This window comes from Marinobacterium rhizophilum, assembly GCF_024397915.1.
GTDB classification, from domain to species: Bacteria; Pseudomonadota; Gammaproteobacteria; order Pseudomonadales; family Balneatricaceae; genus Marinobacterium_A; species Marinobacterium_A rhizophilum_A.
Genome location: NZ_CP073347.1, coordinates 4714757 through 4741623 on the forward strand (window position 1 = coordinate 4714757; position 26867 = coordinate 4741623).

The window sequence follows — 26867 nt, forward strand, 5'->3', positions numbered from 1 at the left end:
TGCGCGGCAATGACCGAACCCGTTTTACACCACTCACAGGAGAGACCCATGGCAGGACAGCCTGAACAGAGCGCCGCGCCCGACAGCGCCGATATCTGCAGCCTGGGTGCGGCGGCACTCAGTGCCGCCTACGCCAGGGGCGCGCTGACGCCGCTGCAGGTACTGGCGGCGATCGAGCAGCGCATCGCGGCGCTTAACCCGCGGCTCAATGCCATCGTCACGGCCAACCCGCAGGTACAGGCCGATGCCAGGGCCAGCAGCGCCCGCTGGGCAGCGGGAGAGCCTTTGAGTGCGCTGGATGGCGTGCCGGTAACGGTGAAGGACAATATCCAGGTGCGGGACCTGGCCTGCTGCTGGGGCTCCAGGCTGCTGGCGGACCATGTACCCAGGGTCGACGAGCTGCCGGTGGCGCGCATGCGCAGCGCCGGCATGCTGATCCTCGGCAAGACCAACGTGCCGGAGTTCACCCTGGAGGGCTACACCGACAACCCGCTGTTCGGCGTGACGCGCAACCCCTGGAACCCGGAACTGACCCCGGGGGGCTCCAGCGGTGGCGCCGTGGCGGCGGTGGCCGCAGGCATGGGCCCGCTGGCCATCGGCACCGACGGCGGCGGTTCCATTCGCCGGCCGGCATCGCACACCGGGCTGGTAGGGCTCAAGCCCTCCATCGGTGCAGTGGCACGCTGCGACGGCCTGCCGCCGATCCTGCTGGATTTCGAGGTCATAGGCCCCATCGCCCGCAGCGTGGCCGATGCCAGGCTGCTGTTCGACCTGATCGCCGGGCCCGATGGCCGGGACCGCAGGTCGCTGGGGGCTGCCCAGGCCGCAGGCCAAGGTGCAACCGCCGGGGCCGGGATGCAAAAGCCGCTGCGTATTCTTTACGTGAAGGATTTTGGGGGTAATGCGCTGGACCGGGAGATCGACGCCAGCGTGGCGGGTGCCTGCGAAACCCTGCGCGGCCTGGGCCATAGCGTGACGGAGGGGCCGCTGCCGTTCAGCCTGGATTTCGTCAACAGCTTCTGGCCGGTACTGGGGCAGGTGGGGGTGGCCTCCCTGTTTGAAACTTATCCACAGGCCGCAGAGCTGGTCTCCGAGCGCTTTGTGCAGATGGCGGCTGCGGGGGCTGCGGTGGGCGCGCCGGCCTACCTGCGGGCGCTGGAAAGCGTTGATCAGTTCCGGGCGGAAGTCACGGCGGCCTATGGCGACATCGATATCATCATGACGCCCTCGGCGGCGGCACTGCCCTGGCCCGCGGCCACGCCGTACCCCGATCATATCGATGGCCGCGAAGTCGGGCCCCGGGGCCATGCCCTCTATACCAACTGGGTCAATACCTGCGGCCACCCGGCCATCAACCTGCCCTGTGCGCCATCGGCCAGCGGCCTGCCCATCGGCTTCCAGCTGGTGGGCTCGTATGGCAGCGACCGGGATCTGCTCGACCTGGCTGAAGCCTACGAGGCCCGCGCCCTGGCTGAACGCGGCGCGCCCCGCTGGCCGGCGTAGCCGATTTTTGGGCTTTCCCTTTAACCTTGTTCCTTGCACCTTTATTTACAGGATTTTTATATGTCACTCACCCAAACCCAGGTCGAACAGGCCGCCGAGCTCTTTCTGCAGGCCTACCGCAGCGGCCAGCAGATCGAAGACCTGCCGCCGGCGCTGGAACCCCAAAGCAAGGCCGATGCCTACGCCATCCAGGCCATCGTTGCCGCTGCCCGCTGCGGTGCGCCGGTCAGGACCTGGAAGGTCGGCGCCCCGAACCTGGACACCGAGCCCTATGCCGCGCCTATCTTCGAGTCGGTAGTCAGCGATTCGCCCACCCTTGTCCCGGCCGAAAAACTGCACATGATCGGTATCGAGGTGGAGCTGGCGTACCGCTTCAGCCAGGACCTGCCGCCCCGGGCACAGCCCTACAGCGTGGATGAAGTGGCCGCCGCCGTGGAAGGCGTGTACGTGGTGATCGAGGTGGTGGATACCCGCCTGAAAGCCTGGAAAACCTGTGCCGAGCTGTGGAAGCTGGCGGACAACCAGATCAATGCCGCACTGATCGTCGGCAATGGCGTGCAGGACTGGCGCGCTCTGGACCCGGCAACGCTTGCCGGTGAGCTGATCGTCGATGGCAAGGTGCTGGTGCGGGGCCAGGGCGCCCATTCGGTGGGTGATCCGATGCACCTAGTGCACTGGACGGCAAACCACCTGACCGGGCGCAACGGCGGTCTGAAGCAGGGTGACCTGGTGACAACCGGCACCTGGACGGGAATGCAGTTTGTAGAGCCGGGAGCCGAGGTGGTGGGAAGGTTTGAGGGCGTGGGGGAGGCGAGGGTGGGTTTTCCGCTTTGATGTTCGGTGGTTAGTTTGACTGTATAGTTTTTAATCACGTAAAGCTTGAGAGTAGAGCTCGTTACTGGATAGGACTGCAGAAACCTGTGGTGCGGTGGTTGTCTGGGGTTATGTTTTGCGCCTTGCTGGCGCGTTACTTTCTTTGCGCGCGCAAAGAAAGTAACCAAGGCTCTTTACCTCAAAGAATGCGCCCCGGTGAAGCCTGTTCGCTGCGCTCTGAGACCATTTAGCGGGCGCTACTTCCGTCAAGGTGAAGAGCGGGACATCCATGTCCTTAATCTGCGGCTCGACAGTCCCTGTCTCGCCCCTTCGGGCCAATTCGAAAAATGACCCCAGTGCTCGCAGGCTTCATAAGGGGGAGCGTGGCCGTTCTGATGTCTTGGTGGTAATGGGCACCGAGCGGCGGGACGCCGCCATAGCAAATAGCTGCTATACGTGGAGAGGTGAAATCATTCTAGGTTCGTACCACCGCCCAAGCTTCTGCGGAATTTTCCGAGTCTGTATTTCGCCTCTCGGCGACCCACTTTCCTTGTTACGCGACAAGGAAAGTGGGCAAAGGAAGCGCGCCCCAAAGAAGCCTCCTTGCTGTGCTCTGAGATCATTTGGCGGGCGCAGCTAACGGCACATCCTGTGCCTAATCTGCGGCTCGACAGTCCCTGTCTCACCCCTTCGGGCCAACTCGCCAAATGACCCCAGTGCTCGCCGGCTTCATAGGGGGATAACAAGAACCGTTCTGATGTATTGGTGGTAGTACTGAGCCTCTTGATATCCGGCCGCCTCAATGCCGGAGTGCCAGTTACGCCGTTGGACTGAACTCAGCATCGCTGATGTTGTTTAACCTTTTCCCTTGCCTCTTCCAACTTGCCCCAGCTTTGGGCATTATGCCTTGGGCACTCATGGAGTATTGGTGCCTGGTCAATAAAGCAAATCGTCAGCTGAGCATCGGAAGCCAGGCTGGGTGAATTTCTGCCCTCATTCCTCAATTCCCCTGTTTCCTCTGATGCAGCCTGCGCCATAGCGCAGCTGGCATGCCGTCGTTGGTAGGGCGGTAGCGTTGTTTTCAGGCGCTTTCGGCCGATCTGGCCGGATAAACGGCTTTGCAGGCCGATATTTTGGTAAGTGGCCTAAGGTGCGCTGATACTGCTTTAAAATCAGTTGGTTGCAGTATGGTGTAAAAACGTGGATATGAGGCTTGGTGATCGTTTTGTCGGATTGAGCTCGATTGGGAAACTGGTCTTGCGGGCTGATGCTAGCTGACTTTTCGCCCGGGTTGGACGAAAAATCATCAGGGAATAGTGACCTCGGGTAAAACAGCCTCTGAGGCTACGATATAAATGTTACATGACAGAATTCGGAGATAATATTAATGGTTGATCCAAGAAAACAGCTGGCGGAAAAATATTCCCTCGACAATAGATATGCCAATTTTGGAGAAACCATTAGGAAAATCACAGTCAATGGATTTCGTGGAATAGAAGGCCTCGAAATAGAGATGACTTATCCCATTCTTGCAATATCAGGTCTAAATGGAGCCGGCAAAAGTACAATTGGTCAAATATGCCTAAGTGGCTATAAAAAGCCGGACGAAGTTGAGAAGGGTTACAAAAGATACTACGTGAGAGACTTCTTTCCTGCCTCAGCTGCAGACCCAAACCCATTTAAAGTAGATGCAAACGTAATATTTCACTATGAGACTGATGATAAAGATTCACCTCAGGAGCTAACTGTAAAGCGAAACGAGAAGGAATGGAGTGGCTATAAGCGTCAACCACATAGGAAATGTTTTTATATTGGATTTACCGTATATATACCAAAAGTTGAACGTAAAGACTTAAGCATTTACAGGGGAAACTCATTTGCCCTTACAGAGCAACGGGACATACCAGATGAGACAAAAATAAAAGTTGGTCGTATATTGGGACAGCAATATGACAAATTGCATTTCCAAGGAATCAGGCATGGAAAGAATAAGGCCGAACTAGGGATAGCATCTCGCTTTGGCGCAAATTACTCAGAAAACAACATGGGATTCGGTGAAGGACGAAATTTCTATATGGTAGACCTGCTTGAGAGAGCACCTGACAATAGTCTGTTTGTGATAGAGGAGCCAGAAACATCACTGCATGAGCATGCAGAATATGAGCTTGCAAAGTATCTTATTGATGTCTGCAATCGGAAGCACCACCAGATCGTATTTACTACGCATTCCGATAGGATGCTGAAAGCAATGCCATCGGACGCTAGATTGATGCTATTACGCGAGCACAATGGCGTTAGTAGCTTTGAAGGGTTGTCCTCAACTAGGGCTCGGGCCATGCTTTCATTGGGCGAGAAGAAGGAGTTGATTATTTTTGTAGAGGATGATTTTGCAGCTCTTCTACTAACCGAAATGATTCGGCGAATTGATAAATCACTATTAAACGCAATTAATATCGAGCCCGTTGGTGATACAAAAGCTGTTCGTAATGCGGTTAAGCTAATGGATAAAATTGAAAAGCAAAGCCTAGCGGTTCGTGATGCAGACAAAGGCTCCAGTGTTAAGGAAAAGCTATATTCATTTCCTGGAACAATGCCGCCTGAGAAGGAGGTATACCAAAATGAATCAGTTAAAAAAATGATAAGCGATAGTTTTGGAATGGATGTTGACAACACATTGAAGTTACGTGACGTCACGGACCATCATGGTTTTACTAAATGCTTGGCAGCGGAGGCTTCTTCAAACAGTGATTACTTCAGGATAGTTGCAATAAACTGCTATCTCGATGATCTCGGCAATGAGTCATTTGAAGAACTGGTAGATGTAGTCAGGTCAAGCGCTTGACCCGCATGTAACAAGAAAAGGCAGCGGACGCATTCTGCGCCGTTGCTTTAAACGTTAGGCACTGACTAAAGAGTAATTAATCAAATTAGGATATTAAACATGGAAGTAATGGACGTAGTTAAAAAGTTTCACAAAAAGATAGATTACGATGCACACAAATCTTGTGACGTTAAATACCCTACGGCCAATGATTGCATAGAGTGCTGTAGCAAGCCATATTTTGAGCAGGTCAATATTGATTATACTTGCGCTCAAAAGCGAAAGATCTATGTGGCTCGATATGCCCCAACCTATATAAGCGAAGTTCATAGCGCTTTTAGAGTAACACCCCGAGACTATGCTGAAGAGCTATCAAAAAAATCTAGGATCAAAGTGGCCTCAATTGGTGGCGGGCCAGGAACAGATATTGCGGGATTCAAGAAGTGGATATTGAGGAATATTGATGAAGATAACGATATCGATAAAATAAAGTTTCTTCGTGTCGATATACATGAAGACTGGGATGATGTTTCACCAGAACTGATAAAGTTATATGACTCACCTGGTATTGAGTATAAGTATAAAAAAGTTGTTCGTGATATCACTCAGAAACCCATAAATACACAGAGTTTCAAATCCTTTGATGTGATCATGATGTCTTATATACTATCGGAAATTAACAGTAATGATATTGAGAAAGTCGCCAAGCATATATCCGAAGTCATATCCGACAAAACTCTATTAGTCATAAATGATCGTCCCCAAGATGTAGTAATTCGGAAGATCGATCAGTTCATTTCAGCCGTCGGTGGGAAAAATCCAAAAATAGTAGAACCAACAGAAAGAGACCATTGCGGAGAGACCTATCCAGATGAGATTTTCGGGAAAGTTGGGGCTACAATATTCCGTAAGTCTATACGATATAATGTACTGATTGAGAAATAAGTATTTGCTCAAATTTATATTTAAACGCGAGTCGGGGTTTTAAAATGGATCTATTTTCAGACAAAGATGAAATTTCCCCTTCATTTGATATTCCCGAAGATATAGATTCATCTTGTGAGTGGGATGAAAATTTGGGGGTATTTTACATCCATGTTCCAAATGGAGACTTCATATTTTCTGAGGAATTTTTTAGCAAAAAGATTAGCGATAGAAGCTTGGAGTACTTTCAAGAGAATGACTCATTAGACTGGAAGTCTACAAGGTGGAGAGAAGTCGAAGACGAAAGTCTTAACAAGCTGAATTTTCTTAACGTTGAGTGGAAGCATGACAAAATAAGAATGTATGGGAAAATGATTCCATTGCCAAGATTGACGTCATGGTATGGTGATTCCGGTAATAATTACACTTACTCAGGAATCAATTCTGAACCAAATCCATGGAATAAAGGTCTTGTATATATAAAGAATGAAGTAGAGAGAGTGGCCAAAACAACGTTCAATAGCGTCCTCCTAAATTGGTATAGAGACGGGGAGGATTACCTGAGCTGGCATGCTGACGATGAAAAAGAGTTAGGTTTAAATCCAGTCATTGCTTCGGTAAACTTTGGTGAAACTCGTGACTTTGTTCTTAGAAGAAATGACGACCCCTCAAAAAAAATTGTGATCCCATTGAAGCATGGTACGTTATTAATCATGCGTGGAGAGACTCAGCATTTCTGGCAACACTCCGTGCCCAAGCGAAAGAAAGTAAAAGGCTCTAGAATTAATTTAACATTTAGAAGTATTCACGCTGAAAATGCCTAAAAGGTCAAAGGGGCAGGTCTTGTCTTTTACTTTCTTCCAAAACAGATAACGAATCACGATCAAACCGAAAAACCCCGCTACCGCCCGCATTGTTATGGAATGCTAGAGGCGCTGGGCGCGGGTCAGGGAGTGCGGAAGGGGAGTGGGGTAATGTACACCTGGCCTGGCTTCCGTGCTCGGCTGACGATTGTGGTGCTGCTTTGCCATGTATGCCGGGCGCGGGGCTCTGTTTGCCGGTGCGCCTGGCGGTGTTTGGTTGCAGGGCGCATCCGGTGCTATGCCTGCTGACCGTCTATTTCCTGGTTACTGAATGACGGCGGATTGATGGATGGTACAACAGGGACTGTCCGCTGCACAGGCTTGGTACCGTCAACGATGGACTGGCGACCAAATTTCAGTGCGGCTCTTATCCTCCTTTGGGCAGATAAGAGTCCCCGTCCAAGCGCAAAGGCTTCGTCGCGGGGCGCGACTCCTACGCCTACCGCAGGCTTTGGCGGGAAACCTTTGAGCAGACCATAAAAAACCCGGCACGCAGGCCGGGTTTCCAGGGCTCTTTGGTGGCAAAGGGCGCCTTGCCTCAGGCCGGCGCCTTGGCGCGGGACTTGTACTCGCCGGTACGGGTATCGATTTCGATCCAGTCGTCGGTGTCGCAGAAGTCCGCCACCTTGATTTCGGTGCCGTTGGCGAGGCGGGCAACCTTCATCACCTTGCCGGAGGTGTCGCCGCGGGCGGAGCCTTCGGTGTAGGTCAGCTGGCGCACGATGTTGGTGGGCAGGTCGACGGAAATGACCTTGCCTTCAAAGAAGACGGCGGTGCAGGTGTCGTTCATGCCTTCAACGATGAACGGCAGCACGCTTTCGAGGTCTTCGGCGTTGAGTTCGTACTGGTTGTACTCTGCGTCCATGAACACGTAAACCGAATCGGCGGCGTAGGAGTAGGTGACATCGATGCGATCGAGGATGACCTGCTCCATTTTATCGTCGGCCTTGTACACGGTCTCGGTGGAGGAACCGGTCAGCAGGTTTTTCAGCTTCATTTTGACAATGGCGCTGTTACGACCCGATTTGGTAAATTCGGCCTTTTGTATCAGCCAGGGCTGGCTGTCGATCAGAGCCACACTGTTGGGTTTCATTTCTTGTGCGGTTTTCATGGGGTTTTCCAGAGCGAGAATATAGATAGATATCCAGGAAACGCATCATAGCCATTTTCGATAAAACTGCACTAGGGCCGTTGAAATATTTTCCTGGGCACAAAGTGTGTCGCACCAGGTGGCGCTGTGGGCCTCAAGTTCGGGCCAGTGTTGCTGAATGTCTTGCCAGCATTGGGCCATGTTCTGAGCCGGGTTTTCGGGCGCATGGGCGCCGGTTGCGGCGCTGCCGTTCCAGCTGTGCCAGAGTGCCTTGAATGCGCTGCAGGCCCCGGGGCTCAGGCCCTGGCAGTAAAGCTCCAGGAAGGCTGCCAGCTTGTCCAGGTGGGCGTTTTCCGCCTGCGGGTAAATCTGCCACAGCAGCGGTCTGGCGGCCCACTGGGCGCGCACAAAGGAATCTTCGCCGCGCACGGCATTTAAATCACAGCTCCATAAAAGACGGTCGTAATCGGGCTGGCTTAAAAACGGCAGTACCTGCAGCGTTACGGCGCCACGGCGCTGAATATCCCCTATCGATAATTGCTTTATGGCGAGCCATTCTTGCAGTTTGGCAATAATGCTGCCCTCGGGTACCAGCAGCAGGGTGGGGGTATTACTGCCGGCCATGGCATCGAGCCAGTTAAAAAGGTTTTTGTTTTCATAGGCAAAGAGCGAAACCCGCCGGCTGTTTTTTTCTGGTGTTATGCCAAGGGTTTTTAAAAAGCGCTCTTTCTCGCCGGCGCCTGATTGAAAACACCGGCGCTGCTGTATCAAACCGGCTTCGCGCACCAGGCCACCGGTATCCCGGGTAAAGCCCGGAAAGAAGAAGAACTTTTGCAGGCCTTTGGGCTGCAGCGAGGGCAGGCCGTGGCAGCCGCCCACCCAGTCTTCGGCACTGAGGTATTCCAGGTTCAGCCACAGGGAGGGCCGCGGCCGCCGGGCCATCGCCTCTATATAGCGCTCTGGCAGCGTACAGGCGAAGGCCTCGATCACCACATCCGCCGCAGCGACCGGCTGCCAGTCGCGGGGCCAGTGGTGTATGGCCACGCCGTCCAGGCACTGCTGGGCAGCCTGGGGGCTGGCCTGGGGGCACAGGCGACAGAAGCTGTCGAGGTCATCAACCCAGAGGCGCACATCCTGCCCGTGCTCGGCCACCAGCTGCCGCGCCAGGCGCCAGCTGACGCCGATGTCACCGAAGTTGTCGATCACGCTGCAAAATATATCCCAGCGAATGGCCATGCCGGACCTCTGAAGCTTGTTAAGGATGGCCCTTGTGCCCACTGGCAGCGGCCTTTTGCGGCTGGCGTCAGGCCGTCAGGGGGCGGGCACCAGTGGCTGTTTATCGGGGGCAGTGCCTGCCTGGCTTGTATATTTTGTGTACAGGCCTTACATTGCGCCTCCTTACTACCTGGAAAGACCCGATTTCGCATGAACCGACGCAAGAAAATCAACCAGATCCTCAGCAAGAAAGCCAAGAAGGCCAACGCCAAACTGAACCCCGGCCACAAGCCGCGCTACATCTCCAAGGCCCAGCGGGCCGAGGCTGGCAGCCAGGACACCGGCGCCAGTTTGAGTGCCGACGCCAGCGATTCGGCTGAAGTACAAACCCCGGCAGAATCCTAGCGGCGCCGCCGGGCCAGCGGGCGCACCCCTGGCCGCAGAGCCGGCCTAGCTGTTGGCGGGCTGTTTGGTGCCAGGGCTGGCGGGCGCTGTCGCCACAGGCTGGATCAGCCCATCGGCACGCAGCATGGACTTGATGCCCCGCACCGCCTGGCGGATGCGGTTCTGGTTCTCGATCAGGGCGAAGCGCACATAGTCGTCACCGTAGTCACCAAAGCCAATGCCGGGCGAGACGCAGACCTTGGCATCGCTCAGCAGTTTCTTGGCAAATTCGAGTGATCCCAGGGCACGGTAGGGTTCGGGTATCCGGGCCCAGACGTACATCGATGCCTTGGGAATATCCACCATCCAGCCCGCCTCATGCAGTCCCTTCACCAGGGCATTGCGGCGCAGCCGATATTGCTCGGCGATATCGAGCACGCATTGCTGATCGCCTTCCAGCGCTTCGATCGCGGCCACCTGCAGCGGGGTGAAGGTGCCGTAATCGTGATAGCTCTTGATGCGCCCCAGCGCATTCACCAGCTCGCGGTTGCCGACCATGAAACCGATTCGCCAGCCGGCCATGTTGTAGCTCTTGGAAAGCGTGAAGAATTCCACCGCGATGTCCTTGGCGCCCGGTACCTGCATGATCGAGGGTGCCTTCCAGCCGTCGTAGACGATATCGGCATAGGCCAGGTCGTGCACCACCAGCACGCCGTACTGGCGCGCCAGCGCCACCACCCGCTCGAAAAAGTCCAGCTCGACACACTGGGCCGTGGGGTTGGACGGGAAACCGAGGATGATCATCTTGGGCTTGGGAATGCTTTCCCGGATCGCCCGCTCCAGTTCGACGAAGAAATCGACGCCGGGGATCAGCGGTACGGAGCGTACCTGGGCGCCGGCGATCACCGCGCCGTAGATATGGATCGGGTAACTGGGGTTGGGCACCAGCACCGTATCGCCATGATCGACGGTCGCCAGCATCAGGTGCGCCAGGCCTTCTTTCGAGCCGATGGTGACGATCGCTTCCTCTTCAGGATCGATCTCCACCTGGTAGCGCTCGGCGTACCAGCGCGATATCGCCCGGCGCAGCCGCGGGATGCCCCGGGAGGTGGAGTAGCCGTGGGTGTTTTCACGCTTGGCCACGGTACAGAGCTTTTCCACGATATGCGGCGGTGTTGGGCCATCGGGGTTGCCCATGCTGAAGTCGATGATGTCTTCGCCGCGGCGGCGTGCCGCCATCTTGAGTTCGGCGGTGATATTGAACACGTAAGGGGGCAGGCGTTCGATGCGGGTAAAATGGTGCACCGGTGGTACGGATGTATCCTGGGTCATGGCAGTCTCTTTGCACGTAAGCGCCCGGAACCGTCCGAGCGACGCGGATCACCTGAGGGTGATCGTGAGGCTAGCCTATACCGGCATTCTGCGCCTGCCTAGCCCCGCCTGCAGATAAATTCTCGCCGCCTGGGAAGCGGCACAGAAAGGTGCGCCGACGCCGCCAGTGGCAGGTCGCAGCGCGGCCGTGCATAGCCTCTTGCGCTTTATGGTGCGCTTTATGGCGGCCATTATTATTGCGGTCTTGAGCGCGTTGCCGCGGATGTTCAAACCCCTGCACGACAGTGGCGATGGCCCCACCCGGATGAGTGCGCCCGGGGTGCCGCCGGCCGCTGTCGTCTGCAGGCTTTCGACTTTAAGACAGGTCTTCGCCGCGCCAGGGCCTGGCAGCCGGGCATCCTGGGCAATGACTGGCACGGCACTGACCCGAGACAGCCGGAGGCAAGTGCAATCAGATTGAAAAATAGACAGATGTTTACTTGAGTTTTTGGCGTTTAGAACTTACATTTGCCTGTCTTTATCTTCTGACTTTACTGATTCATTATGAGCAGACGCAAAATCAACAGTCCCGCCCTGCGTGCCAGTGGCCGGCCCGGCAAGGCCGGCGCCCGCATCAGTTCCCTTAGCAAGCCGCGCTATGTCTGCAAGGCAGAAACGGCCATGAGCACCCTGGGTGCGGTCGATACCGCTGCCAGTCCCGCAGTAATCCAGGACAAGGTAACGGCGGTGCGCGACAGACGGCTGAGTCGCAGAACCGGCGCTGTGGTCAGGGGATCCCGGCTGAAGGTCTAGCCTGGGAGGTTTTTGTGCCTGCCTGGCAGGCAGTTTTGCCAGCGCCTGCCAGGGCTGCAACGGCAGCAGGATGTTCCGCGTCCGTGGCATAAAGGCACCCGGGTGCTCGTCGCTATCCCGCAGCGCCGGGTAGAGCGCGCAGTCGTTACACCGCCTTCTTCTGTTTCAGTGCGTTCACCGCGCAGTCACCGGTGTGGCGCACATGTTCCAGCATGATTTCACCGGCTTTTTCGCTGTCTTTCGCCTTCAGTGCATCGAGCAGTGCCTGGTGTTCCTGCACCGACTCTTCCCAGCGATCCTCCGTACCGATGGCCATGTAGCGGCCGCGGCTGGCGCGCATCAGTAGCTGCTCGTGCAGGCTGGTGAGGGTGCTGTTGCGGGACATCGCAATGATCATGCGATGGATATCCTGGTTGAGCTCGAAGTAGTTGTGGCGATCGCCTTCGCTGTAGAGGGATTCGAGGCGGCTTTGCATCTGCGCCAGTTTCTTCAGTTCGCTGTCGGTGGCGCGCAGGGCCGCCAGTTCCGCCGCCATGCGCTCCAGCCCGCCGATCAGCTCGAACAGCTCGGCAAATTCTTCCGGTGTCAGTACCGCTACCCGGGCGCCGCGGTTGGGTTCGATGGAGACCAGGCCTTCGGAGTGCAGGACCTTGAGGGCTTCACGCAGTGGCGTGCGGGAGATCTCCAGCTGTTCGCACAGGGCGCTTTCGTCGATACGATCGCCTTCGGGCAGCTCGCCCTCGATGATCATCGAACGCAGGTGGTCGGAAATTTCTTCGTGCAGCGAGCGCCGTTTCATCGACGTCTTCTTGCGGGTCAGGTTACTCGTGGTCATGTCAGCCATCTCTTGTTTTGATCTGTCCCGGGACTATGGCGGGACGCTGTCTGCCAGGGGCCACGGTATCGGGCAGCGCAGACTTGCGCTGTCAGCCGGTATCAGGAATGCATAATTATAACGGCTTCGGTGCGGGAAAACAGCGTGATCAGGGGGATCGGGCAGCAGGAAGTTCAAAGGCAGGGGTGAGGGCGCGGTGAGGAGGCTGCGGGGTCTTAGCCCAGGGCCGCGAAGGCGAGCTTGATGACACCGCTGGTGACCAGCAGCAGCGCCAGACCCGCACCGTAACACAGGGCAAAACCACGCCAGCTCGAAGCGGGTTGCTGGCGGGCCGGCGACGGGCTCTGGGTGTCAGGGCTCGGGGTGTTCATCGGGTGGACCTCCAGGTGATGTGACTGCACGGCCTTGCCTGTGCGTTGATTGCAGCGGGAAAAAAACCGCCAGCCCAGGCGTAGGGGGCTGGCGGGTGCTTAGCCAGAGTATGTCGCACGGCAAGCCAGGGTGATAACAGTGAAACGCTGATCCGGCTTAGTAGCCCTCCTCGAAATCCTCCACCTTGCCGCTGAAAATGCGGTAGCCCCAGAATGTATAGGCGCAGATCAGGGGTACGAAGATCAGCACGCCGGGCAGCATGAATTTCAGGCTCGAAACCGGTGCCTGGCTTTGCCAGAAGGTGAGCTGGCGCGGCACCAGGTAGGGAAACAGGCCCACCACCAGGCCGGCGAAGGCGAGTACGAACAGCGCCACGGCAAGAAAGAAGGGTCGCTGCTCATGTTGCTTGTCTCCCAGGTCATGGAACAGCAGCCAGCCGGCAGCCAGGCTCAGCAGTGGCAACGGGCTCAGCAGCAGCAGGTGGTAGCCATCGAACCAGCGGGCGCGAATTTCCGGCGCTTCTACCAGGGTCCAGAGGCTCACCAGTGCCATGGCAACCAGCACCGCCACCACCAGGCGCCGGCCCAGGCGGGCGGCGCGGGCGCGGATCAGGCCACGGCTTTTCATGCTCAGGTAGCAGCAGGCCAGCAGGGCGTAGCCGGCCATGACCGAGAAGGCCGTCAGCACGGCGAAGGGCGAGAGCCAGTCGAGACTGGAGCCGTCGATGGCATCGCTATCCACACCCTGGACCAGCGCACCCAGCATCAGGCCCTGGCAAAAGGCCGCCACGGTGGAACCGATGGCAAAGGCCTTGTCCCACCAGGGTTTGGAGCGGTGGGCTTTGAAGCGGTACTCAAAGGCCACACCGCGAAAGATCAGTGCGATCAGCATGATCATGATGGGCACATAGAGGGTCGAGAGAATGGTGGCGTAGGCCAGCGGGAAGGCGCCAAACAGGATTACGCCGCCGAACACCAGCCAGGTCTCGTTGCCGTCCCAGACATGGGAGATGGAACGCATCATGTGATCACGCTGGGGTTCGTCGTCGAACCAGGGGTAGAGGATACCCAGTCCCAGGTCGAAACCGTCCAGTATCACGTACATGAGGATGGCAAAGCCCAGCAGCAGGAAGTAGAAAAAAGCCAGTTCCATCAGTGCACCTTCTCGTGAACATCAAGCTGTTTGACCCAGGCCAGGGCATAGCCCGGTGCATGGGTACCGATCAGCTGTTCCGGCAGGGCGGCGAAGTCCGGCGGCCCCTTGCGGATCAGCTTGCGCATGAAATACAGATACACGCCCAGCAGCAGGGTATAGGTGATCACGAACAGGCTCAGGGAGAACAACACCCGTTCGGCCGGCAGCGGTGACACTACTTCCATGGTGCGTACCAGGCCTGTCACCAGCCAGGGCTGGCGCCCGACTTCCACCACGTACCAGCCCGCCAGCGTGGCCAGTACCCCGGCGGGTGTCAGCAGGGTGCAGGCGCGCAGCAGCAGTTTCGAGCTGTACAGGCGTTCGCCCCGGCGCAGCCAGAGGCCATAGAGCGCCACGGCGATCATCAGCACACCCAGGCCCACCATGATGCGGAAGCTGAAAAACACCACCGCCACGGGGGGGCGATCTTCCGGCGGCACGGACTTGAGTCCCTGCAGTTCGCCATCCAGCTCGTGGGTCAGGATCAGGCTGGCGAGCTTGGGTATGGCGATCTCGAAGTGGTTGGTTTCGTCCTGCCGGCTGGGCAGGGCAAACAGCAGCAGCGGCGCACCGGCTTCCGTTTCCGGCCAGATCCCTTCCATGGCCGCCAGCTTGATGGGCTGGTACTCCTTCACGTTCAGGCCGTGCAGGTCACCGACAAAGGCCTGCAGCGGTGCCAGTACCAGGGCGAACCAGAGCGCCATCGAAAAACCCTTGCGTGCCATGGGCTGGTGCTGGCGCCGCAGCAGGTACCAGGCGCAGACACCGGCCACGACGAAGGTGCCGGTGATCAGCGCCGCCAGCAGCATGTGCGCCAGGCGGTAGGGCATGGACGGGTTGAAAATCACCTCCATCCAGCTGGAGACCTGAAACACGCCATCGACGATTTCATGGCCCGCCGGGGTCTGCATCCAGGAGTTGGCGGCGATGATCCAGAAGGCCGAGATCCAGGTCCCCAGGGCGACGACGCAGGTGGCGAAGAAGTGCATTTTTTCACTGACCCGCTGCCAGCCGAACAGCATGACCCCGAGAAAACCGGCTTCCAGGAAGAAGGCGGTCAGCACCTCGTAGGCCATCAAGGGCCCCAGTACCGGGCCGACGATACGGGAAAACTCGGAGAAGTTGGTTCCGAACTCGTAGGACAGCACGATGCCGGACACCACCCCCATGCCAAAGGTAATGGCGAAGGGCTTGATCCAGAACTTGGCCAGCTGCAGGTAGACCGGGTTACGGGTTTTCAGCCAGAGCCCTTCCCAGATGGCGATAAAGGTCGCCAGACCAATGGTCACGGACGGGAACAGGATATGAAAGCTGACGGTGAACGCGAACTGCAGCCGCGACAGCAGGGCGGCATCAAGCTCCATGGCTGCGTCCTGTACGCGTGCGCAGATGCTGCATCAGGGCCGGCGCGCAGGCAATGCCGAGAACGGCGGCAAACATCAGAAACTCGGTCATCAGGGCGGGCAGGTTCATGGGTGTCTCTCCGGCAGTCGATTGTTAGGCATCACTTGATGTCGGTACTCATGCAGAACCTGATGCAGAACCCATGCCAACATCAAGAAAGGGCTGAACACCTTGATTTCGGTCAATCGAGGGGGGATTATTGCGCCCAGGTGTAAACCTTGTGGACAGTTGATGTCCCTTGTCTGTAAACGGTGTTGACGGCTGATGAACTGGATAATCGCGTTCGAACTCATGATGCTGGTGACCAGCGGTTGCGCCCTGCTGGTGTCGGGCTGGCTGCTGCTGCAGGCGCGCAAAAGGCGCAGTCTGCAGGCGCTGGCGGGCTTTGGTCTGATGATGGCGCTCTGGTGCGCCGGGCATATCGCGATTCAGCAAGGCTGGCACCTGGCCGGTGTGCTGCTGATCCTGGCCAATCCGCTGATGCCGACCTTCTTCCTGCATTTCGCGCTGCGCTTTGTACGGCCACAGCAGTCCCGCGCGCCGGCCTGGCTGCTGTGGCTGAGCCAGCATATCGTGGCGATCTACAGCGCCAGCGTGGCGGTGATTCTGCTCAGCTGGGATGGCCCCGGGGGCACCGTGGTCGCGCTGGGGCCCTTCAGTGACTTCTTCGTGTTTCGGGGCCTGGGCTGGGTCAATATTGCCTACACCGTGGTGGTTGGGGTGCTGGCGCATCTGGTGCTGGTGTGGGGCCTGAGCGTACACCGGGGCAACCTGCGCCGCTCCATCGTGGCGATGTTCGGTGCCGGTGCCTGGGGGCTGCTGCTGGCCACCAGTTTTATCTTTCCGTCGCTGGGGTTCGACTGGTACCCCTACCCGATGTTGCTGCTGCCCAGCTACGTGGTGCTGCTGGTGTACGGCGTGGTGCGCTACCAGATTCTGGAGGCCAACGACTTCGCCAAGCGTACCTTGCCCTGGCTGGTGCTGATGCTGGTGCTGCTGGGCGTGATGGCGCTGCTGGGGGCCTTGTCCGCCCACTTTGGGCTGGTCCAGCTTGCCGCGGTGCCGTTATGGCAGCTGTGGCTCTGCGCACTGCTGGCGGTGGCGGTGGCCCTGTCGTTGCGCGGCCCGCTGACAACCCTGTCGGGACTGCTGATCTATCCCGGCATGCGGCTGGACGAGTCCCTGCTGGAACGCTGGCTGAACCAGCTAAAGCAGGAGGAAAGCTGGCAGGGCTTGCAGGCCCGGGCCGTCGAGCTGATCTCCGCCCAGGTGCGTCAGCGCGTGCATATCCAGCTGCAGCACGAGGGCGCAGGCCTGCCGCTGTACTGTGAGGGTGAACTCAGCATCCTGTGCCAGCACCAGGCCCGGGGCTGGCGCTTTCGTCTGCAGGGCTGGGAGGACCTCAAGCCCGGCCTGCGCCTGACCGGCGAGGTGTTCGGGTCCCTGCTGTCCACCAGCTGTGGCCTGCTGGAGCGCTCCCTGCAGCTGGCCGAGGCCGAGCGCCGCCGCCTGGCCAGTGAGCACCTGGTGGAGCTGGGCAGCCTGTCGGCGGTGATGGCCCATGAGCTACGCAATCCCCTGAACGTGATCTCCATGGCCACGGCGGACCTGCCGGCAGAGCGGCGCAGCCTGATACAGGGCCAGCTTGCGCGCGCCGATCGGCAGATTTCGGACCTGCTGCTGTATTCCGGCCGGCTGGAGTTGCACCGCCAGCCGGTGCTGCTGCCGGCCATGGTCGACAGCATGGCGGGGCTGTTCGACTGGCAGCAAACCCGCTTCGACAGCGATATCCCGGCCGGGCTGCTGCTTACTGCCGACCCGCACCGGCTGCAGCAGGTGTTTACCAACCTGATTGAAAATGCCCTGAGCTTCGTGCGCAACCAGCCCGGCAGCCTGATCCGTATCGATTGTGACGCCACGGGCCGCCTGATTCGCATCCACAACAATGGCCCGGCCATCGATGCCGCCCTGCACGCCACCCTGTTCCATCCTTTCGTGAGCCGTCGCGCCGGCGGTAGCGGCCTGGGGCTGGCCATCGTGCGCCGCATCATGGATGCACACGGTGGCAGCGTCAGTCTGCGCGAGGATCTGGGCTGGCCGGTCACCTTTGAACTGAATTTCCCCGAGGAGGCCGCAGCATGAGCGACGCCGTCAACAAGCCCCGCATTCTGCTGATCGACGATGAACCCGCCTTTCGGTCGCTGTGCGAACAGTGGCTCGGCAATGCCGGTTACGAGGTGCGCGGCGGTGCCAGCCTGGACGAGGCCCGCAGCCTGCTGCAGGCGTTTGACCCGGACCTGCTGCTGCTGGACCTGTCGTTGCCGCCACAGTTTGATCCCGCCGATACCCTGGCGGCACTGCCGGAGTTCGCCGACCGGCCGGTGATCATCATGACCGGCCATGGGGACCGCACCCTGGCGCTGGAGGCGATCGCCCAGGGCGCCTGGGACTTCCTCGCCAAACCGCTGGACCCGGACATGCTGGCGGTGGTGGTCAAGCGGGCGGTGACCAAGCATCAGCTGAGCCGCGAGTTGCAGCAACTCAAACAGGCGCCGCGGGAGGCTTCGCCGCTGGCCAGGCTGATCGGCAGTTCGCCGTCCATGACCGCCATCCGTGCGCTGGTGGAACGGATCGCCCCCACCGACGCGCGGGTGCTGGTGACCGGGCCTTCGGGCACCGGCAAGGAGGTCATCTCCCGGGCGCTGCACGACCTGAGTCTGCGTGCCGGCGGGCCCTTTATTTCGGTGCACTGCGGCGCCATTCCGGCGGACCTGCTGGAAAGCGAGCTGTTTGGGCATGTGCGCGGAGCCTTTACCGGTGCGGACCGTGACCGTGACGGCCTGCTGAAGCTGGCCGATGGCGGTACCCTGTTCCTGGATGAAATCGGCGAGATGCCGTTGCCGATGCAGGTCAAGCTGCTGCGAGTGCTGCAGGAAGGCACCTTCTATCCGGTGGGCGGGCGCAGCCAGCAGCAGATCAATGTGCGGGTTGTCTCGGCCACCAATGCCAACCTGCCCGACAGGGTGGCGCGGGGCGAGTTTCGCGAAGACCTGTACTACCGCATCAAGGGGGTGACCATCGAAACGGCGCCCCTGAACGAGCGTACCGAGGATGTGGCCCTGCTGGTGCGCCACTTCCTGCAACAGCAGGCCACCGATAGCGGGGCACCCGAGCTGCTGCTGGATCCCGCCGTGCTCGACTGGCTGATTCGCAGGCACTGGCCCGGCAATGTGAGGGAACTGCGCAACACGCTCGAAAGCATCTGTGCCCTGAGTCGCGGCGGGCGGGTAACGCTGGACGATGTGGCGCTGCTGCACCCCGGTGTGCAGCAGGCGGGTGCCGCGGTACCGGCATCCGATGCCCCCCTGGATGAACAGGTGCGGGCGCTGGAAATCCGGCTGATTCGCGAGGCGCTGCGCCGTCATGATGACAACCGCACCCATGCCGCCGCCACGCTGGGGTTGTCTCGCCAGGGGTTGTTAAAGAAAATAGAGCGCTACGGGCTTTAGCGGCCCTGGCCGCGCTGTGCAGCAGCCTGCTTACATTAAACGAACGCAAAGGGATAACCCCATGAGTGCCATTTCGACCAACAGCCACAGCAAACTGATGGGTTACATCCTGTGGATCTTCGGCTTCATGGGGGCGCACCGCTTCTATTTCGGCCGCCCGGTGAGCGGCACCCTGTACTTCTTCACCCTGGGGCTGTTCCTGATCGGCTGGATTGTGGACCTGTTCCTGATTCCCTCCATGGATCGCAGCGCAGACATCCGTTACCGCAACGGTGACACCAACTACAATATCGCCTGGATCCTGCTGACTTTCCTGGGCATTTTCGGTCTGCACCGGTTTTACATGGGCAAGTGGCTCAGTGGCCTGGTCTACCTGCTTACCGGCGGTTTGCTGCTGATCGGCGTGATTTACGATTTCTGGACCCTGAATGACCAGGTCAGCGAAGTTAACAGCCAGTCATCGCTGGCGGGTGGACGCTGAGTTTTCACCTTTCACCTTTCTCCCTGCCCCTTGCCCCTTTTTGCTTGCTCCTTGCTCCTCACCCCTGGAGCCCGGCATTCGATTAATGGCAGGTTCAGAGGCCACTGGTGACAATCGGCGCTTCGCCTGGCCGCGAGGCCGGGAGCGTTGCTTCGCAACAACGCATCTGCGAAGCTGCGCATAGGATCGGGCACGGGGCCGGGTCGCTGTAAAAGGGAAAGAGACCTGATGGACGTCAAGTATTCAGAACATCCGGCGATGTTCAAAAACAACCCGCTGGGCTTTCTGTTGTCGATTCTGCTGATCCCGGTCGGGGTCGGCATCATTATCCTGCTGGCCTGGTACCTCAAGTGCAAATCCACCCAGCTGGAGCTGGTGGGCAATGACCTGGTGCTGGAGCGCGGCCTGCTGAGCAAGGACCGTACCGAGCTTGCCCTGAGCAGTGTGCGCACCGTGAATGTTTACCAGTCGTTCTTCAATCGTATTTTCGGCGTTGGCAAGATTGCCATCTACACCGCCGGCGACGAAGCCGAAATGGAAGTGGCCGGCCTGCCGGACCCGCACCGTCTGCGTGAACTGATCAAAGCACGGCAGGAAGCCTGAGAACCATGGCCGGCGATTCGGATTCAAGGGACAAGCGCGCAGCCCGCACCCTGGCGATCGCGATTGTCGTGCTGCTGGTTCTGCTGCTGGGCGCGGGGCTATTGCTGTTGCCCCAGCTGGCGGAAATCAGCCGTGTCAGCCTGGAGCCCGGCCTTGGCCTCAAGGATGCGGCGGTCATTTCCTTTTTCGTCACCATCGCCCTGATGGTGGTGTTCGCCATCGCCGCCGGTGACGGCTTTATCGGCGAGATTCAGTTTATGCTGGCAGGCTTTGCCAGTTTCTTCGTGGTGATCTGGCTCATGCTGGCGTGGATTTTCTGACCCGCCAGTTGCCGCTTTCCCTGTTCTGCCGTTTCTGCTCTCGCCCGGTTTCCCGCCGGGCGCGCGCAAGTGATTGTCTGACGTAGGGTTTTCTGCGCCGGATTTGGACAGCAAATGCCGAAGCCGGTAGACTCACAGGGCCCGTATGGAGGCGTTTGTACCCCCATTGTCCAGTGCACGGACAGGACACAGGCCCCATCCGCAGCCGTCGTCGATCTGTAGGTAACTCAGCGTTATATGAAAAACAAGAACTCACCGGCGCGAGACTTCTGCTACCAGGCTTTAAGGAAGGTTTCGCGCAGCTTCTATGTTAATACCGTCGCGCTGCGCAACCCCATCAGGGACTATGTCTGTGTGGCCTACCTGCTGTGCCGTATTGCCGATACCATCGAAGATGACCCCGCCCTGGGTGTGGATGCCAAGGCCCAGGGCTTTGCGCTGTTCAAGGATTCGCTGACTGCAGGCGTCCCCGAGGCGGGCTGGCAACACTTTGTGGCATCGCTCGACAGCAGCGACGACGAGCGCGAGCTGGCGCTTAACTTTCAGCGGGTACTCGGTGAGTACGACGCCTTTCCCCGCAATATCCGCGACATACTGAAAAAGCATGTGTTTATCATGGCCGATGGCATGCTGCGGTATTGCGTCAAGCTGGAGGGAAGGGGCGAGTCGATCGAGAATTTCAGCCAGCTGGATGACTACTGCTATTACGTCGCAGGCGTTGTGGGCGAGCTGCTGACCGCGGTCTTTTCCGAGGAAATGGATATTCCAGCCGGGGCGCTGGTGCAGTTGCAGAATAATGCCGTGGCCTTTGGCCTGGCCTTGCAGTACGTGAATATCATCAACGACTACGCGACCGACAGTGCGCGTGGCATTGTTTTCTGGCCAGACTCCTGTGTGGATCAGAGGGCAGACGATCAGGCGCCGCTGCGGGAAATGTCGCGCCGTTGCCTGGATTACATCGTGGATTCGTTCGAGTATGTGCGACATATTCCGCGCAAGGAGTGCACGGTACGGGGCTTTTGCCTGCTGCCGCTGTTCTTTGCCGTAGCAACGCTGAAACAGATCAACAAGGACCGGTCTGCTCTGGGCCACAGGAAAAAGGTGAAGATATCCCGCAAGCGGGTGCGCTTCATCTTCTTTTTCGTGATGGCGTTTTCACGCTTCGACTTTATCCTGGATGCCTATTTCCGGCGCAATGTCGCCTTTCTGCGAAAGTATCTGAGCGCCTAGACAGTCCAGTCTGTACAGCCGAAACCGGGGATCGCGACTGTGAAGCCGCTGCCGCATTGCGGCGGTTGCCACTGGCTGTGGCAGAAACCGGTGGCCGATGCCCGCTTGCTGGCAGGGCGGTGAAAGCAGGGTATTGCGGTCTTGCTCAGGGGTGAGCCAGCGCCTGATCAGGCGTGGCTGACACCCGCTGCAGCGGTGGTCTTGCGATCACTGAACAGTGACTTGATCTTGCCAATCAGGCTGTGCAGGGCGTTGGAGATGAATTCAGCACGGGCCGCTTCGGCGCGCAGGCGAACCACTTCAACGTCGCTCATGCTGGACAGGTCAATGCGCTCGAGCAGTTCAGTCAGGGTAGGGTTTTCGATGTTGTGGCTCATGGGTGACTCCTTGGGCTGGTGCGTCTTTGTATGGAGCCATAATAGGTATTTTTCCGCACTGCAACAAACGACAACTTTTAACCACTATGGTGAATTTAATTCACTGTTAAGTGTTCAGGTGCAGCCATGTGGTTGTTATGTAACTGGAAAGGTGTTTTTTTGTCACTGAACGGGACTGTAGCCCGTGGCGCGGCAGGAGGGTTTAACGCGCTGGCGGTGCGGCAATAACGGCGCCGGACCAGGCAGCGGGGAGGCCGCCTGATCCGTAAATGGCAGGGCTAGATAAGCTTAGCGCTTGCTTTGAAACAGCTCGGGGTCGAGCTGGTAAGGCAGCTCTTGCAGTGTCAGGGCGGGGCCGCCCTGGTTGCCCAGCAGGATCGGGGTGGTCTCGGCCAGTTCCTTGACGATGACGGCCAGCAGCTCGAACTGGCCCTCGCCGCTGGGGGCCGCCAGTACGACCTTGCCGACATTGTCCTTGTCGGCGCTGTACAGGGCGGTGCCGGGGGCCGGTCGGTTGTCGCTGTTCACCGTGGCGCGGTACATCGGGCGCTTGAGCTGGCCACGGTGCTGCAGGCGGGTCACGATTTCCTGTCCGGTGTAGCAGCCCTTGGTAAAGCTGACGCCGTGCAGTGCCTGCAGGTTGGTCATCTGGGGGATGAAGCCTTCGACGGTTTCGCTGCGCAAGTCCGGTATGGCGGCACGAATTTCGGCCAGCTCCCAGGCATCGGTGGTACCCAGCGGGGCGAATTCGATAAGCTCCGGCAGCAGTGCCAGCGCCTGATCCCGGGGCAACCAGATTTCAAAGCGCTTTCCCGGTACCCGCACCGCCAGGATGCCTTCACTGGCATAGATGCCGTCGACTTCGCTCGGCACCTGTCCCAGCACCTTTTCGACCAGCACGGCTGCGCCCGGGCCGCTGCAGCCGAGCCCGACGATGTCGTCGCCAAGATCGGTGGACTGGGCCTTGGAGAACAGCATGTACTTTTTCAGCAGCGCCTGGGCGCCCGGCAGCAGCTCGCGCTGGCCGCGCAGCCAGAAACCGTCCTGTATTCGCATCACGCGCAGCAGGCTGTGCATGTGGCCCTTGATATTGCAGTGCGCACCCAGGCGGCTGCCCAGGGTGCTGACGTCCTTCATGTCGCAGCTCAGCTGACCCTGGAGGAATTTCTCAGCGTCTGGACCCTGCACGCTGAAGATGCCCTGGTGCAGCAGCGGGGTGAGTCGGGTTTCGGATTCCCGGTCCGAGACATGGACGATGCGATCGCCGCTGTCGTTGAGGGTTGCGCCCAGGGCGCTGATTTTATCCAGCCATTCACTCATCGGTTTCGGTCTCTTGTAGTTCAGGCGCGCTCTGGCTGCCGATCAACTGACCCAGGCGCAGCCCCTGTTCGGCACCGAGCCCCTGGCTCCACTGCATGGCTTCTGGGCCAAACAGCAGGATTACCGTGGAGCCGAGCTTGAAGCGGCCCATCTCGGCCCCCTGCTCGAGGTGGATGTCCGCCGCGGGTTGGGCGTCGAAACGGGTGTGCAGCGGCTTTTTCAGTACCGGAGCCACCTGGCCCGCCCAGACCGTCTCGATGCCAGCCACAACCATGGCGCCGACCAGGATCATGGCCATGGGGCCGGCCTGGGTATCAAAAATTGCCACCAGGCGTTCGTTACGGGCAAACAGCTGATCCACATTGGCCGCCGTGGTCTGGTTCACCGAGTACAGATCGCCCGGAATATACAGGGTTTCACGCAGGGTGCCGGCGATGGGCATGTGCACGCGGTGATAATCCCTGGGTGCTAAATAGATGGTGGCGAACTGACCGTTTTTAAAGGGTTCGGCCATGGCCATGTCGCCACCGAGCAGGGTGCTGAGGCCGTAGCCGCGTCCCTTGGCCTGAAAGATCCGGCCATGGTCGATAGCGCCAAGCTGGCTGATGGCGCCGTCCGCGGGGCTGATAATGCCGCCTGGGGTGCTGTCCAGCTCACGGACGCCGGGTTTCAGTGCACGGGTAAAGAATGCGTTGAAATTGGGGTAGGCGCGCAGGTCTTCGATCTGCGCTTCCTGCATGTTGACGCCGTAACGCCTGGCGAACCAGCCAATAAAGGTGTTCTTGACCCAGGGCGTGCGGCATTCCGCCAGGGCGCCGGTCAGACGTGACAGCAGGTGCTGTGGCAGCAGGTGTTGCAGCAGGATAAACAGCTTGTCTTTCAACGTTGAAACGTCCTTATAAGGGGTGAAATCTCAGGATTCTGTCGGGGTGTCGTCGCGGTTGCCCCATTCAAACCAGGAACCGTCATAGCAGCGCACCTGCCCAAAGCCCAGGTGCCTGGCCACCAGGTAGGTCAGGCCGGAACGACGGTGGGTCTGGCAGTGGGTGATGATCTGGTGCTCGGGCGTGATCCCCCGGTCCCGCAGCGTGCTGAGCAGTTCCGATTTGGGGCGCAGGCGGGTGTCACTGGGGCTGATCAGGCAATCGGTCCACTCGAACCAGCGCGCGCCGGGGATATGACCGCCTTTCTTGGCATTGACGATTTTTTCGCCGCGGTATTCCGCTTCGGTACGGGCATCCCAGATGCGCAGGCTGGTGTCCGCCAGGTGGGTGAGTATAAGTTCCACATCGGCCACCAGGGAGCGGTCAATCCGGGCCTCGAAGGTGCTCGCGCTGGGGCGGTTGGGGCTGTGCTCAAGTGCCTGGCCCGCCTCGACCCAGGCCCGCAGGTGGCCATTGAGAAAGGAAACCCGCTGGTGGCCTACGCAGTGCAGGGTCCAGACCATGCGTCCGGCCAGGGCGCCCATCTGGTCGTCATACACCACCACATGGCGCTCGGGGGTCAGGCCCAGGCTCGAAAAGAGCGCGCTGAGCTGCTCGGCACTGGGCAGCTTGTTGGGTATCGGTGCGGTACCGCACAGCAACAGGGCCGGGTCCACATGCAGGGCGTGGGGAATGTGCCCCTGCAGGTAGGTCTCGGGCCTGGACAGGTCGAGCACCAGCAGTGAAGGGTCGTCCAGGTGTGGCGCCAGTTGGGATGCATCGATCACGAGTGGGAGAGGGGTCATCCGAGCCTCCGTAAACGCTGGGGATTGGCGATGATATAGGTTTCGTGTGGATTTTACATGCCGGGCTCAAAAATTGGCATCTGCCACCCACTGTGGGCCAGAGTCCCGGCCTCAGGTCTGGCTCAGCATGCGATCCAGTGCCTGGCTTGCCGCGGCACACAGGGCCCGGAACTGGTCGCGGTGAAAGCTCTCCAGTTCGGCCTGAGGGCTGCCGAGGTCGCCGTAGACCAGGGCCACCGGCTTGTCGTGGGCAAAGATGCACATCATCAGGCTATCTTGCTGGCCCAGGGCCTGGCGGTAGGCGGGGGGCAGCATGGGCAGCAGGCGGGGCCGGGTGCTGGTGCTGAGCCAGATGCAGCCGGGCCGGCTACAGAGTTGCTTGAGCAGCACGGAACTGTCGAGGTCGGCTTGCAACTCGGTAATGGGGTCGTCGTCGTCAATGCCAATGACCTGGGCGGTCTTGAGTTGCTGTTTCGAGCGCACCAGCTGCAGTGCCAGCCGTTGCAGTCCCAGCCCCTGGGACAGCCCGAGCAGCAGTCCCTGCAGGATATGGGCGGGGCGGGTATAGAGGCTGTAGCCCTGCTGCAGGCGATTGCTGATCTGCTGGTAGGCTTGTGCATCGGCGAAAGTCGCAGGCTGCCGCACAGCGGCCACAGGTGGCTCCGGTAGCGGGGGCGGTTCAGGAAAGGCGCCGCTGTAACGCTGCAGTTCGGCATCGTCCAGGGTCCGGTGAGACGGCTGGCCGGCGCCCGTGAAGAGCATCTCGGCGGCAGGCGCCAGGGTGCCGGGCACGTGGTATTGCTGGGCGGCCAGGGCACAGTTCTGGTGGATCAGTGCGCTGGTGTCGTGCAGCTCCTTGCCCAGGAAGTCGTTGACGATGTCATACATGCTGCGCGCCCGGGTCGTACCCCAGCCGAACTGGGTGGTCTCGACCAGCCAGTTGGCCAGCTTGACCGGGAAAAAATGCTGCTGCAGCAAATGGCTGAGACTGCGTAACTCGTCTCTGCTGAGGTGAGGGTCGCTCAGGCTGCGCTGGTGCAGCCTGTCAAGGGTGCGGCCTGAGGGCGAAGTGTCGTCATCCAGTGCCGCCAGCACCAGTGGGGGGAGCTGCCATGCCTGGGCCAGGCCGGATGAAATCTGCTGGATGCTGCAGCCGAGGGTTTCTGTCTGGGCTTCGATGGGGTCCAGGCCTGCGTCGAGGATGCGGCGATTGATACGGTCCATGTGCAGCGGCGCATGGCGCCACAGGGACCAGTTACCAAGGCCATAGCACAGGGCCGCGACCCAGCCTTTTTCGGCGTAGGTGGCATGACGCACCCGCAGCCACTGGGCGCACTGGGTTGCGGCGTGGTGACTGCTGGCGACGGCGTGGAAATACTGCAGCTCGGCGCCGCAACCAGGGTGCAGGCGCAGAGCCTGGCAGTCGGCGGCCAGCTGACCGAGGCGCTCCATTCCGAGCGATCCAATGGCATGATCGATGCCGGTGACATCGGACCCCTTGCTGGCATGCAGTGCCTGGGCCTGGCGCACCACATGCACGCACAGCACGGGGTCTGCCTTGATCGCCGCGGTAATGCTCTTCAGGGTGCCGCCATCGGAGGCGGTTTCCCGTTTCAGGCGCTGCAGGCTGGAGTGGCGAGTCGGCAGCGGCCGCCCGGCCAGGTAGGCCGTCCAGGCCTGGGCGCCATTCAGGGGGGCGTCGGCCTGGAGGCTTTGGTCTGCGTTCTCGCTGGACGGGTCGTGCATCGGGAGCCCC

At 59.4% G+C, this 26867-nt stretch carries 25 protein-coding genes; 13 read left to right on the forward strand and 12 right to left on the reverse strand.

The window, feature by feature from the left end; translation table 11 throughout:
• Positions 1 to 48 precede the first annotated feature (48 nt).
• The 5 genes from KDW95_RS21335 to KDW95_RS21355 all read left to right on the forward strand — a co-directional run bounded on the left by KDW95_RS21335 (position 49) and on the right by KDW95_RS21355 (position 6885).
• A complete protein-coding gene (locus KDW95_RS21335; protein ID WP_255853783.1) occupies positions 49 to 1503 on the forward strand; it encodes an amidase in 1455 nt (484 codons plus the stop codon).
• A gap of 60 nt (positions 1504 to 1563) precedes the next feature.
• Positions 1564 to 2337, forward strand: a complete 774-nt coding sequence (locus KDW95_RS21340; RefSeq protein WP_255853784.1) for a 2-keto-4-pentenoate hydratase — start codon at positions 1564 to 1566, stop codon at positions 2335 to 2337.
• Positions 2338 to 3703: 1366 nt separating this feature from the next.
• Complete coding sequence (locus KDW95_RS21345) at positions 3704 to 5158, forward strand: ATP-dependent nuclease (RefSeq protein ID WP_255853785.1); 1455 nt, start codon at positions 3704 to 3706, stop codon at positions 5156 to 5158.
• A 99-nt stretch (positions 5159 to 5257) separates the two neighbouring features.
• On the forward strand, positions 5258 to 6082 hold the full coding sequence (locus KDW95_RS21350) for a hypothetical protein (protein WP_255853786.1): 825 nt from the start codon (positions 5258 to 5260) through the stop codon (positions 6080 to 6082).
• 44 nt (positions 6083 to 6126) lie between these two features.
• Positions 6127 to 6885, forward strand: a complete 759-nt coding sequence (locus KDW95_RS21355) for an alpha-ketoglutarate-dependent dioxygenase AlkB family protein (RefSeq protein WP_255853788.1) — start codon at positions 6127 to 6129, stop codon at positions 6883 to 6885.
• 577 nt (positions 6886 to 7462) lie between these two features.
• On the opposite strand, the gene KDW95_RS21360 is transcribed toward KDW95_RS21355, so the two are convergent.
• The gene (locus KDW95_RS21360; protein WP_255853789.1) at positions 7463 to 8035 is read right to left on the reverse strand and encodes an elongation factor P; all 573 of its coding nucleotides are present in this window, start codon (positions 8033 to 8035) and stop codon (positions 7463 to 7465) included.
• 45 nt (positions 8036 to 8080) lie between these two features.
• Complete coding sequence (earP, locus tag KDW95_RS21365) at positions 8081 to 9250, reverse strand: elongation factor P maturation arginine rhamnosyltransferase EarP (RefSeq protein ID WP_255853790.1); 1170 nt, start codon at positions 9248 to 9250, stop codon at positions 8081 to 8083.
• Positions 9251 to 9439: 189 nt separating this feature from the next.
• Here earP and KDW95_RS21370 point away from each other — a divergent pair, with 189 nt between their 5' ends.
• Positions 9440 to 9634, forward strand: coding sequence for a DUF2986 domain-containing protein (locus tag KDW95_RS21370; RefSeq protein WP_255853791.1), 195 nt, complete (start codon positions 9440 to 9442; stop codon positions 9632 to 9634).
• Between the two features lie 45 nt (positions 9635 to 9679).
• Here the strand turns inward: KDW95_RS21370 and alaC are convergent, their stop codons facing one another.
• The gene (gene alaC, locus KDW95_RS21375; protein WP_255853792.1) at positions 9680 to 10945 is read right to left on the reverse strand and encodes an alanine transaminase; all 1266 of its coding nucleotides are present in this window, start codon (positions 10943 to 10945) and stop codon (positions 9680 to 9682) included.
• A gap of 543 nt (positions 10946 to 11488) precedes the next feature.
• Between alaC and KDW95_RS21380 the strand changes: the two genes are divergently transcribed.
• Complete coding sequence (locus tag KDW95_RS21380) at positions 11489 to 11737, forward strand: hypothetical protein (RefSeq protein WP_255853793.1); 249 nt, start codon at positions 11489 to 11491, stop codon at positions 11735 to 11737.
• Positions 11738 to 11882: 145 nt separating this feature from the next.
• Here the strand turns inward: KDW95_RS21380 and KDW95_RS21385 are convergent, their stop codons facing one another.
• From KDW95_RS21385 to KDW95_RS21400, 4 genes are all read right to left on the reverse strand, one after another.
• A complete protein-coding gene (locus tag KDW95_RS21385) occupies positions 11883 to 12572 on the reverse strand; it encodes a GntR family transcriptional regulator (protein ID WP_255853794.1) in 690 nt (229 codons plus the stop codon).
• Between the two features lie 215 nt (positions 12573 to 12787).
• Positions 12788 to 12943 carry a hypothetical protein gene (locus KDW95_RS21390; RefSeq protein WP_255853795.1) on the reverse strand — a complete coding sequence of 52 codons (156 nt, stop codon included), beginning with the start codon at positions 12941 to 12943 and terminating at the stop codon, positions 12788 to 12790.
• A 157-nt stretch (positions 12944 to 13100) separates the two neighbouring features.
• On the reverse strand, positions 13101 to 14096 hold the full coding sequence (gene cydB, locus KDW95_RS21395) for a cytochrome d ubiquinol oxidase subunit II (RefSeq protein WP_255853796.1): 996 nt from the start codon (positions 14094 to 14096) through the stop codon (positions 13101 to 13103).
• Positions 14096 to 15502 carry a cytochrome ubiquinol oxidase subunit I gene (locus KDW95_RS21400; protein ID WP_255853797.1) on the reverse strand — a complete coding sequence of 469 codons (1407 nt, stop codon included), beginning with the start codon at positions 15500 to 15502 and terminating at the stop codon, positions 14096 to 14098. Before KDW95_RS21400 ends, cydB begins: the two co-directional genes overlap by 1 nt.
• A 304-nt stretch (positions 15503 to 15806) precedes the next feature.
• On the opposite strand from KDW95_RS21400, the gene KDW95_RS21405 reads away from it, so the two are divergent.
• From KDW95_RS21405 to KDW95_RS21430, 6 genes are all read left to right on the forward strand, one after another.
• Positions 15807 to 17684 (forward strand): sensor histidine kinase, encoded by a 1878-nt coding sequence (locus tag KDW95_RS21405; protein WP_255853798.1) that lies wholly within the window; start codon positions 15807 to 15809, stop codon positions 17682 to 17684.
• Complete coding sequence (locus KDW95_RS21410; protein WP_255853799.1) at positions 17681 to 19051, forward strand: sigma-54-dependent transcriptional regulator; 1371 nt, start codon at positions 17681 to 17683, stop codon at positions 19049 to 19051. The genes KDW95_RS21405 and KDW95_RS21410 overlap by 4 nt, the downstream gene beginning before the upstream one ends.
• 61 nt (positions 19052 to 19112) lie before the next feature.
• The gene (locus tag KDW95_RS21415; protein ID WP_255853800.1) at positions 19113 to 19532 is read left to right on the forward strand and encodes an NINE protein; all 420 of its coding nucleotides are present in this window, start codon (positions 19113 to 19115) and stop codon (positions 19530 to 19532) included.
• 228 nt (positions 19533 to 19760) lie between these two features.
• Positions 19761 to 20135 carry a PH domain-containing protein gene (locus KDW95_RS21420; protein ID WP_255853801.1) on the forward strand — a complete coding sequence of 125 codons (375 nt, stop codon included), beginning with the start codon at positions 19761 to 19763 and terminating at the stop codon, positions 20133 to 20135.
• 5 nt (positions 20136 to 20140) lie between these two features.
• Positions 20141 to 20455: a hypothetical protein gene (locus tag KDW95_RS21425; protein ID WP_255853802.1), complete on the forward strand. Its 315-nt coding sequence runs from the start codon at positions 20141 to 20143 to the stop codon at positions 20453 to 20455.
• A 237-nt stretch (positions 20456 to 20692) separates the two neighbouring features.
• The gene (locus tag KDW95_RS21430; protein ID WP_255853803.1) at positions 20693 to 21685 is read left to right on the forward strand and encodes a squalene/phytoene synthase family protein; all 993 of its coding nucleotides are present in this window, start codon (positions 20693 to 20695) and stop codon (positions 21683 to 21685) included.
• 167 nt (positions 21686 to 21852) lie between these two features.
• On the opposite strand, the gene KDW95_RS21435 is transcribed toward KDW95_RS21430, so the two are convergent.
• From KDW95_RS21435 to KDW95_RS21455, 5 genes are all read right to left on the reverse strand, one after another.
• The gene (locus tag KDW95_RS21435) at positions 21853 to 22062 is read right to left on the reverse strand and encodes a hypothetical protein (RefSeq protein WP_255853804.1); all 210 of its coding nucleotides are present in this window, start codon (positions 22060 to 22062) and stop codon (positions 21853 to 21855) included.
• Between the two features lie 288 nt (positions 22063 to 22350).
• Positions 22351 to 23382, reverse strand: coding sequence for a CAF17-like 4Fe-4S cluster assembly/insertion protein YgfZ (gene ygfZ / locus KDW95_RS21440; protein WP_255853805.1), 1032 nt, complete (start codon positions 23380 to 23382; stop codon positions 22351 to 22353).
• The gene (gene asd, locus KDW95_RS21445) at positions 23375 to 24265 is read right to left on the reverse strand and encodes an archaetidylserine decarboxylase (RefSeq protein ID WP_255853806.1); all 891 of its coding nucleotides are present in this window, start codon (positions 24263 to 24265) and stop codon (positions 23375 to 23377) included. Before asd ends, ygfZ begins: the two co-directional genes overlap by 8 nt.
• 30 nt (positions 24266 to 24295) lie before the next feature.
• Positions 24296 to 25111: a sulfurtransferase gene (locus tag KDW95_RS21450; protein ID WP_255853807.1), complete on the reverse strand. Its 816-nt coding sequence runs from the start codon at positions 25109 to 25111 to the stop codon at positions 24296 to 24298.
• 111 nt (positions 25112 to 25222) lie between these two features.
• On the reverse strand, positions 25223 to 26857 hold the full coding sequence (locus KDW95_RS21455; RefSeq protein WP_255853808.1) for an HDOD domain-containing protein: 1635 nt from the start codon (positions 26855 to 26857) through the stop codon (positions 25223 to 25225).
• Positions 26858 to 26867: the final 10 nt, after the last annotated feature.

Bases quoted from the DNA above. Each gene is read 5' to 3' on its own strand.
- KDW95_RS21370 (WP_255853791.1), top strand. From the start codon at position 9,440: ATGAACCGACGCAAGAAAATCAACCAGATCCTCAGCAAGAAAGCCAAG.
- cydB (WP_255853796.1), bottom strand. From the start codon at position 14,096: ATGGAACTGGCTTTTTTCTACTTCCTGCTGCTGGGCTTTGCCATCCTC.
- KDW95_RS21425 (WP_255853802.1), top strand. From the start codon at position 20,141: ATGGCCGGCGATTCGGATTCAAGGGACAAGCGCGCAGCCCGCACCCTG.
- KDW95_RS21455 (WP_255853808.1), bottom strand. From the start codon at position 26,857: ATGCACGACCCGTCCAGCGAGAACGCAGACCAAAGCCTCCAGGCCGAC.
- KDW95_RS21355 (WP_255853788.1), top strand. From the start codon at position 6,127: ATGGATCTATTTTCAGACAAAGATGAAATTTCCCCTTCATTTGATATT.
- KDW95_RS21335 (WP_255853783.1), top strand. From the start codon at position 49: ATGGCAGGACAGCCTGAACAGAGCGCCGCGCCCGACAGCGCCGATATC.
- KDW95_RS21430 (WP_255853803.1), top strand. From the start codon at position 20,693: ATGAAAAACAAGAACTCACCGGCGCGAGACTTCTGCTACCAGGCTTTA.
- KDW95_RS21435 (WP_255853804.1), bottom strand. From the start codon at position 22,062: ATGAGCCACAACATCGAAAACCCTACCCTGACTGAACTGCTCGAGCGC.
- KDW95_RS21340 (WP_255853784.1), top strand. From the start codon at position 1,564: ATGTCACTCACCCAAACCCAGGTCGAACAGGCCGCCGAGCTCTTTCTG.
- KDW95_RS21345 (WP_255853785.1), top strand. From the start codon at position 3,704: ATGGTTGATCCAAGAAAACAGCTGGCGGAAAAATATTCCCTCGACAAT.
- ygfZ (WP_255853805.1), bottom strand. From the start codon at position 23,382: ATGAGTGAATGGCTGGATAAAATCAGCGCCCTGGGCGCAACCCTCAAC.
- KDW95_RS21415 (WP_255853800.1), top strand. From the start codon at position 19,113: ATGAGTGCCATTTCGACCAACAGCCACAGCAAACTGATGGGTTACATC.
- KDW95_RS21405 (WP_255853798.1), top strand. From the start codon at position 15,807: ATGAACTGGATAATCGCGTTCGAACTCATGATGCTGGTGACCAGCGGT.
- alaC (WP_255853792.1), bottom strand. From the start codon at position 10,945: ATGACCCAGGATACATCCGTACCACCGGTGCACCATTTTACCCGCATC.
- KDW95_RS21390 (WP_255853795.1), bottom strand. From the start codon at position 12,943: ATGAACACCCCGAGCCCTGACACCCAGAGCCCGTCGCCGGCCCGCCAG.
- KDW95_RS21450 (WP_255853807.1), bottom strand. From the start codon at position 25,111: ATGACCCCTCTCCCACTCGTGATCGATGCATCCCAACTGGCGCCACAC.
- KDW95_RS21420 (WP_255853801.1), top strand. From the start codon at position 19,761: ATGGACGTCAAGTATTCAGAACATCCGGCGATGTTCAAAAACAACCCG.
- earP (WP_255853790.1), bottom strand. From the start codon at position 9,250: ATGGCCATTCGCTGGGATATATTTTGCAGCGTGATCGACAACTTCGGT.
- KDW95_RS21360 (WP_255853789.1), bottom strand. From the start codon at position 8,035: ATGAAAACCGCACAAGAAATGAAACCCAACAGTGTGGCTCTGATCGAC.
- KDW95_RS21400 (WP_255853797.1), bottom strand. From the start codon at position 15,502: ATGGAGCTTGATGCCGCCCTGCTGTCGCGGCTGCAGTTCGCGTTCACC.
- KDW95_RS21385 (WP_255853794.1), bottom strand. From the start codon at position 12,572: ATGACCACGAGTAACCTGACCCGCAAGAAGACGTCGATGAAACGGCGC.
- KDW95_RS21380 (WP_255853793.1), top strand. From the start codon at position 11,489: ATGAGCAGACGCAAAATCAACAGTCCCGCCCTGCGTGCCAGTGGCCGG.
- KDW95_RS21350 (WP_255853786.1), top strand. From the start codon at position 5,258: ATGGAAGTAATGGACGTAGTTAAAAAGTTTCACAAAAAGATAGATTAC.
- KDW95_RS21410 (WP_255853799.1), top strand. From the start codon at position 17,681: ATGAGCGACGCCGTCAACAAGCCCCGCATTCTGCTGATCGACGATGAA.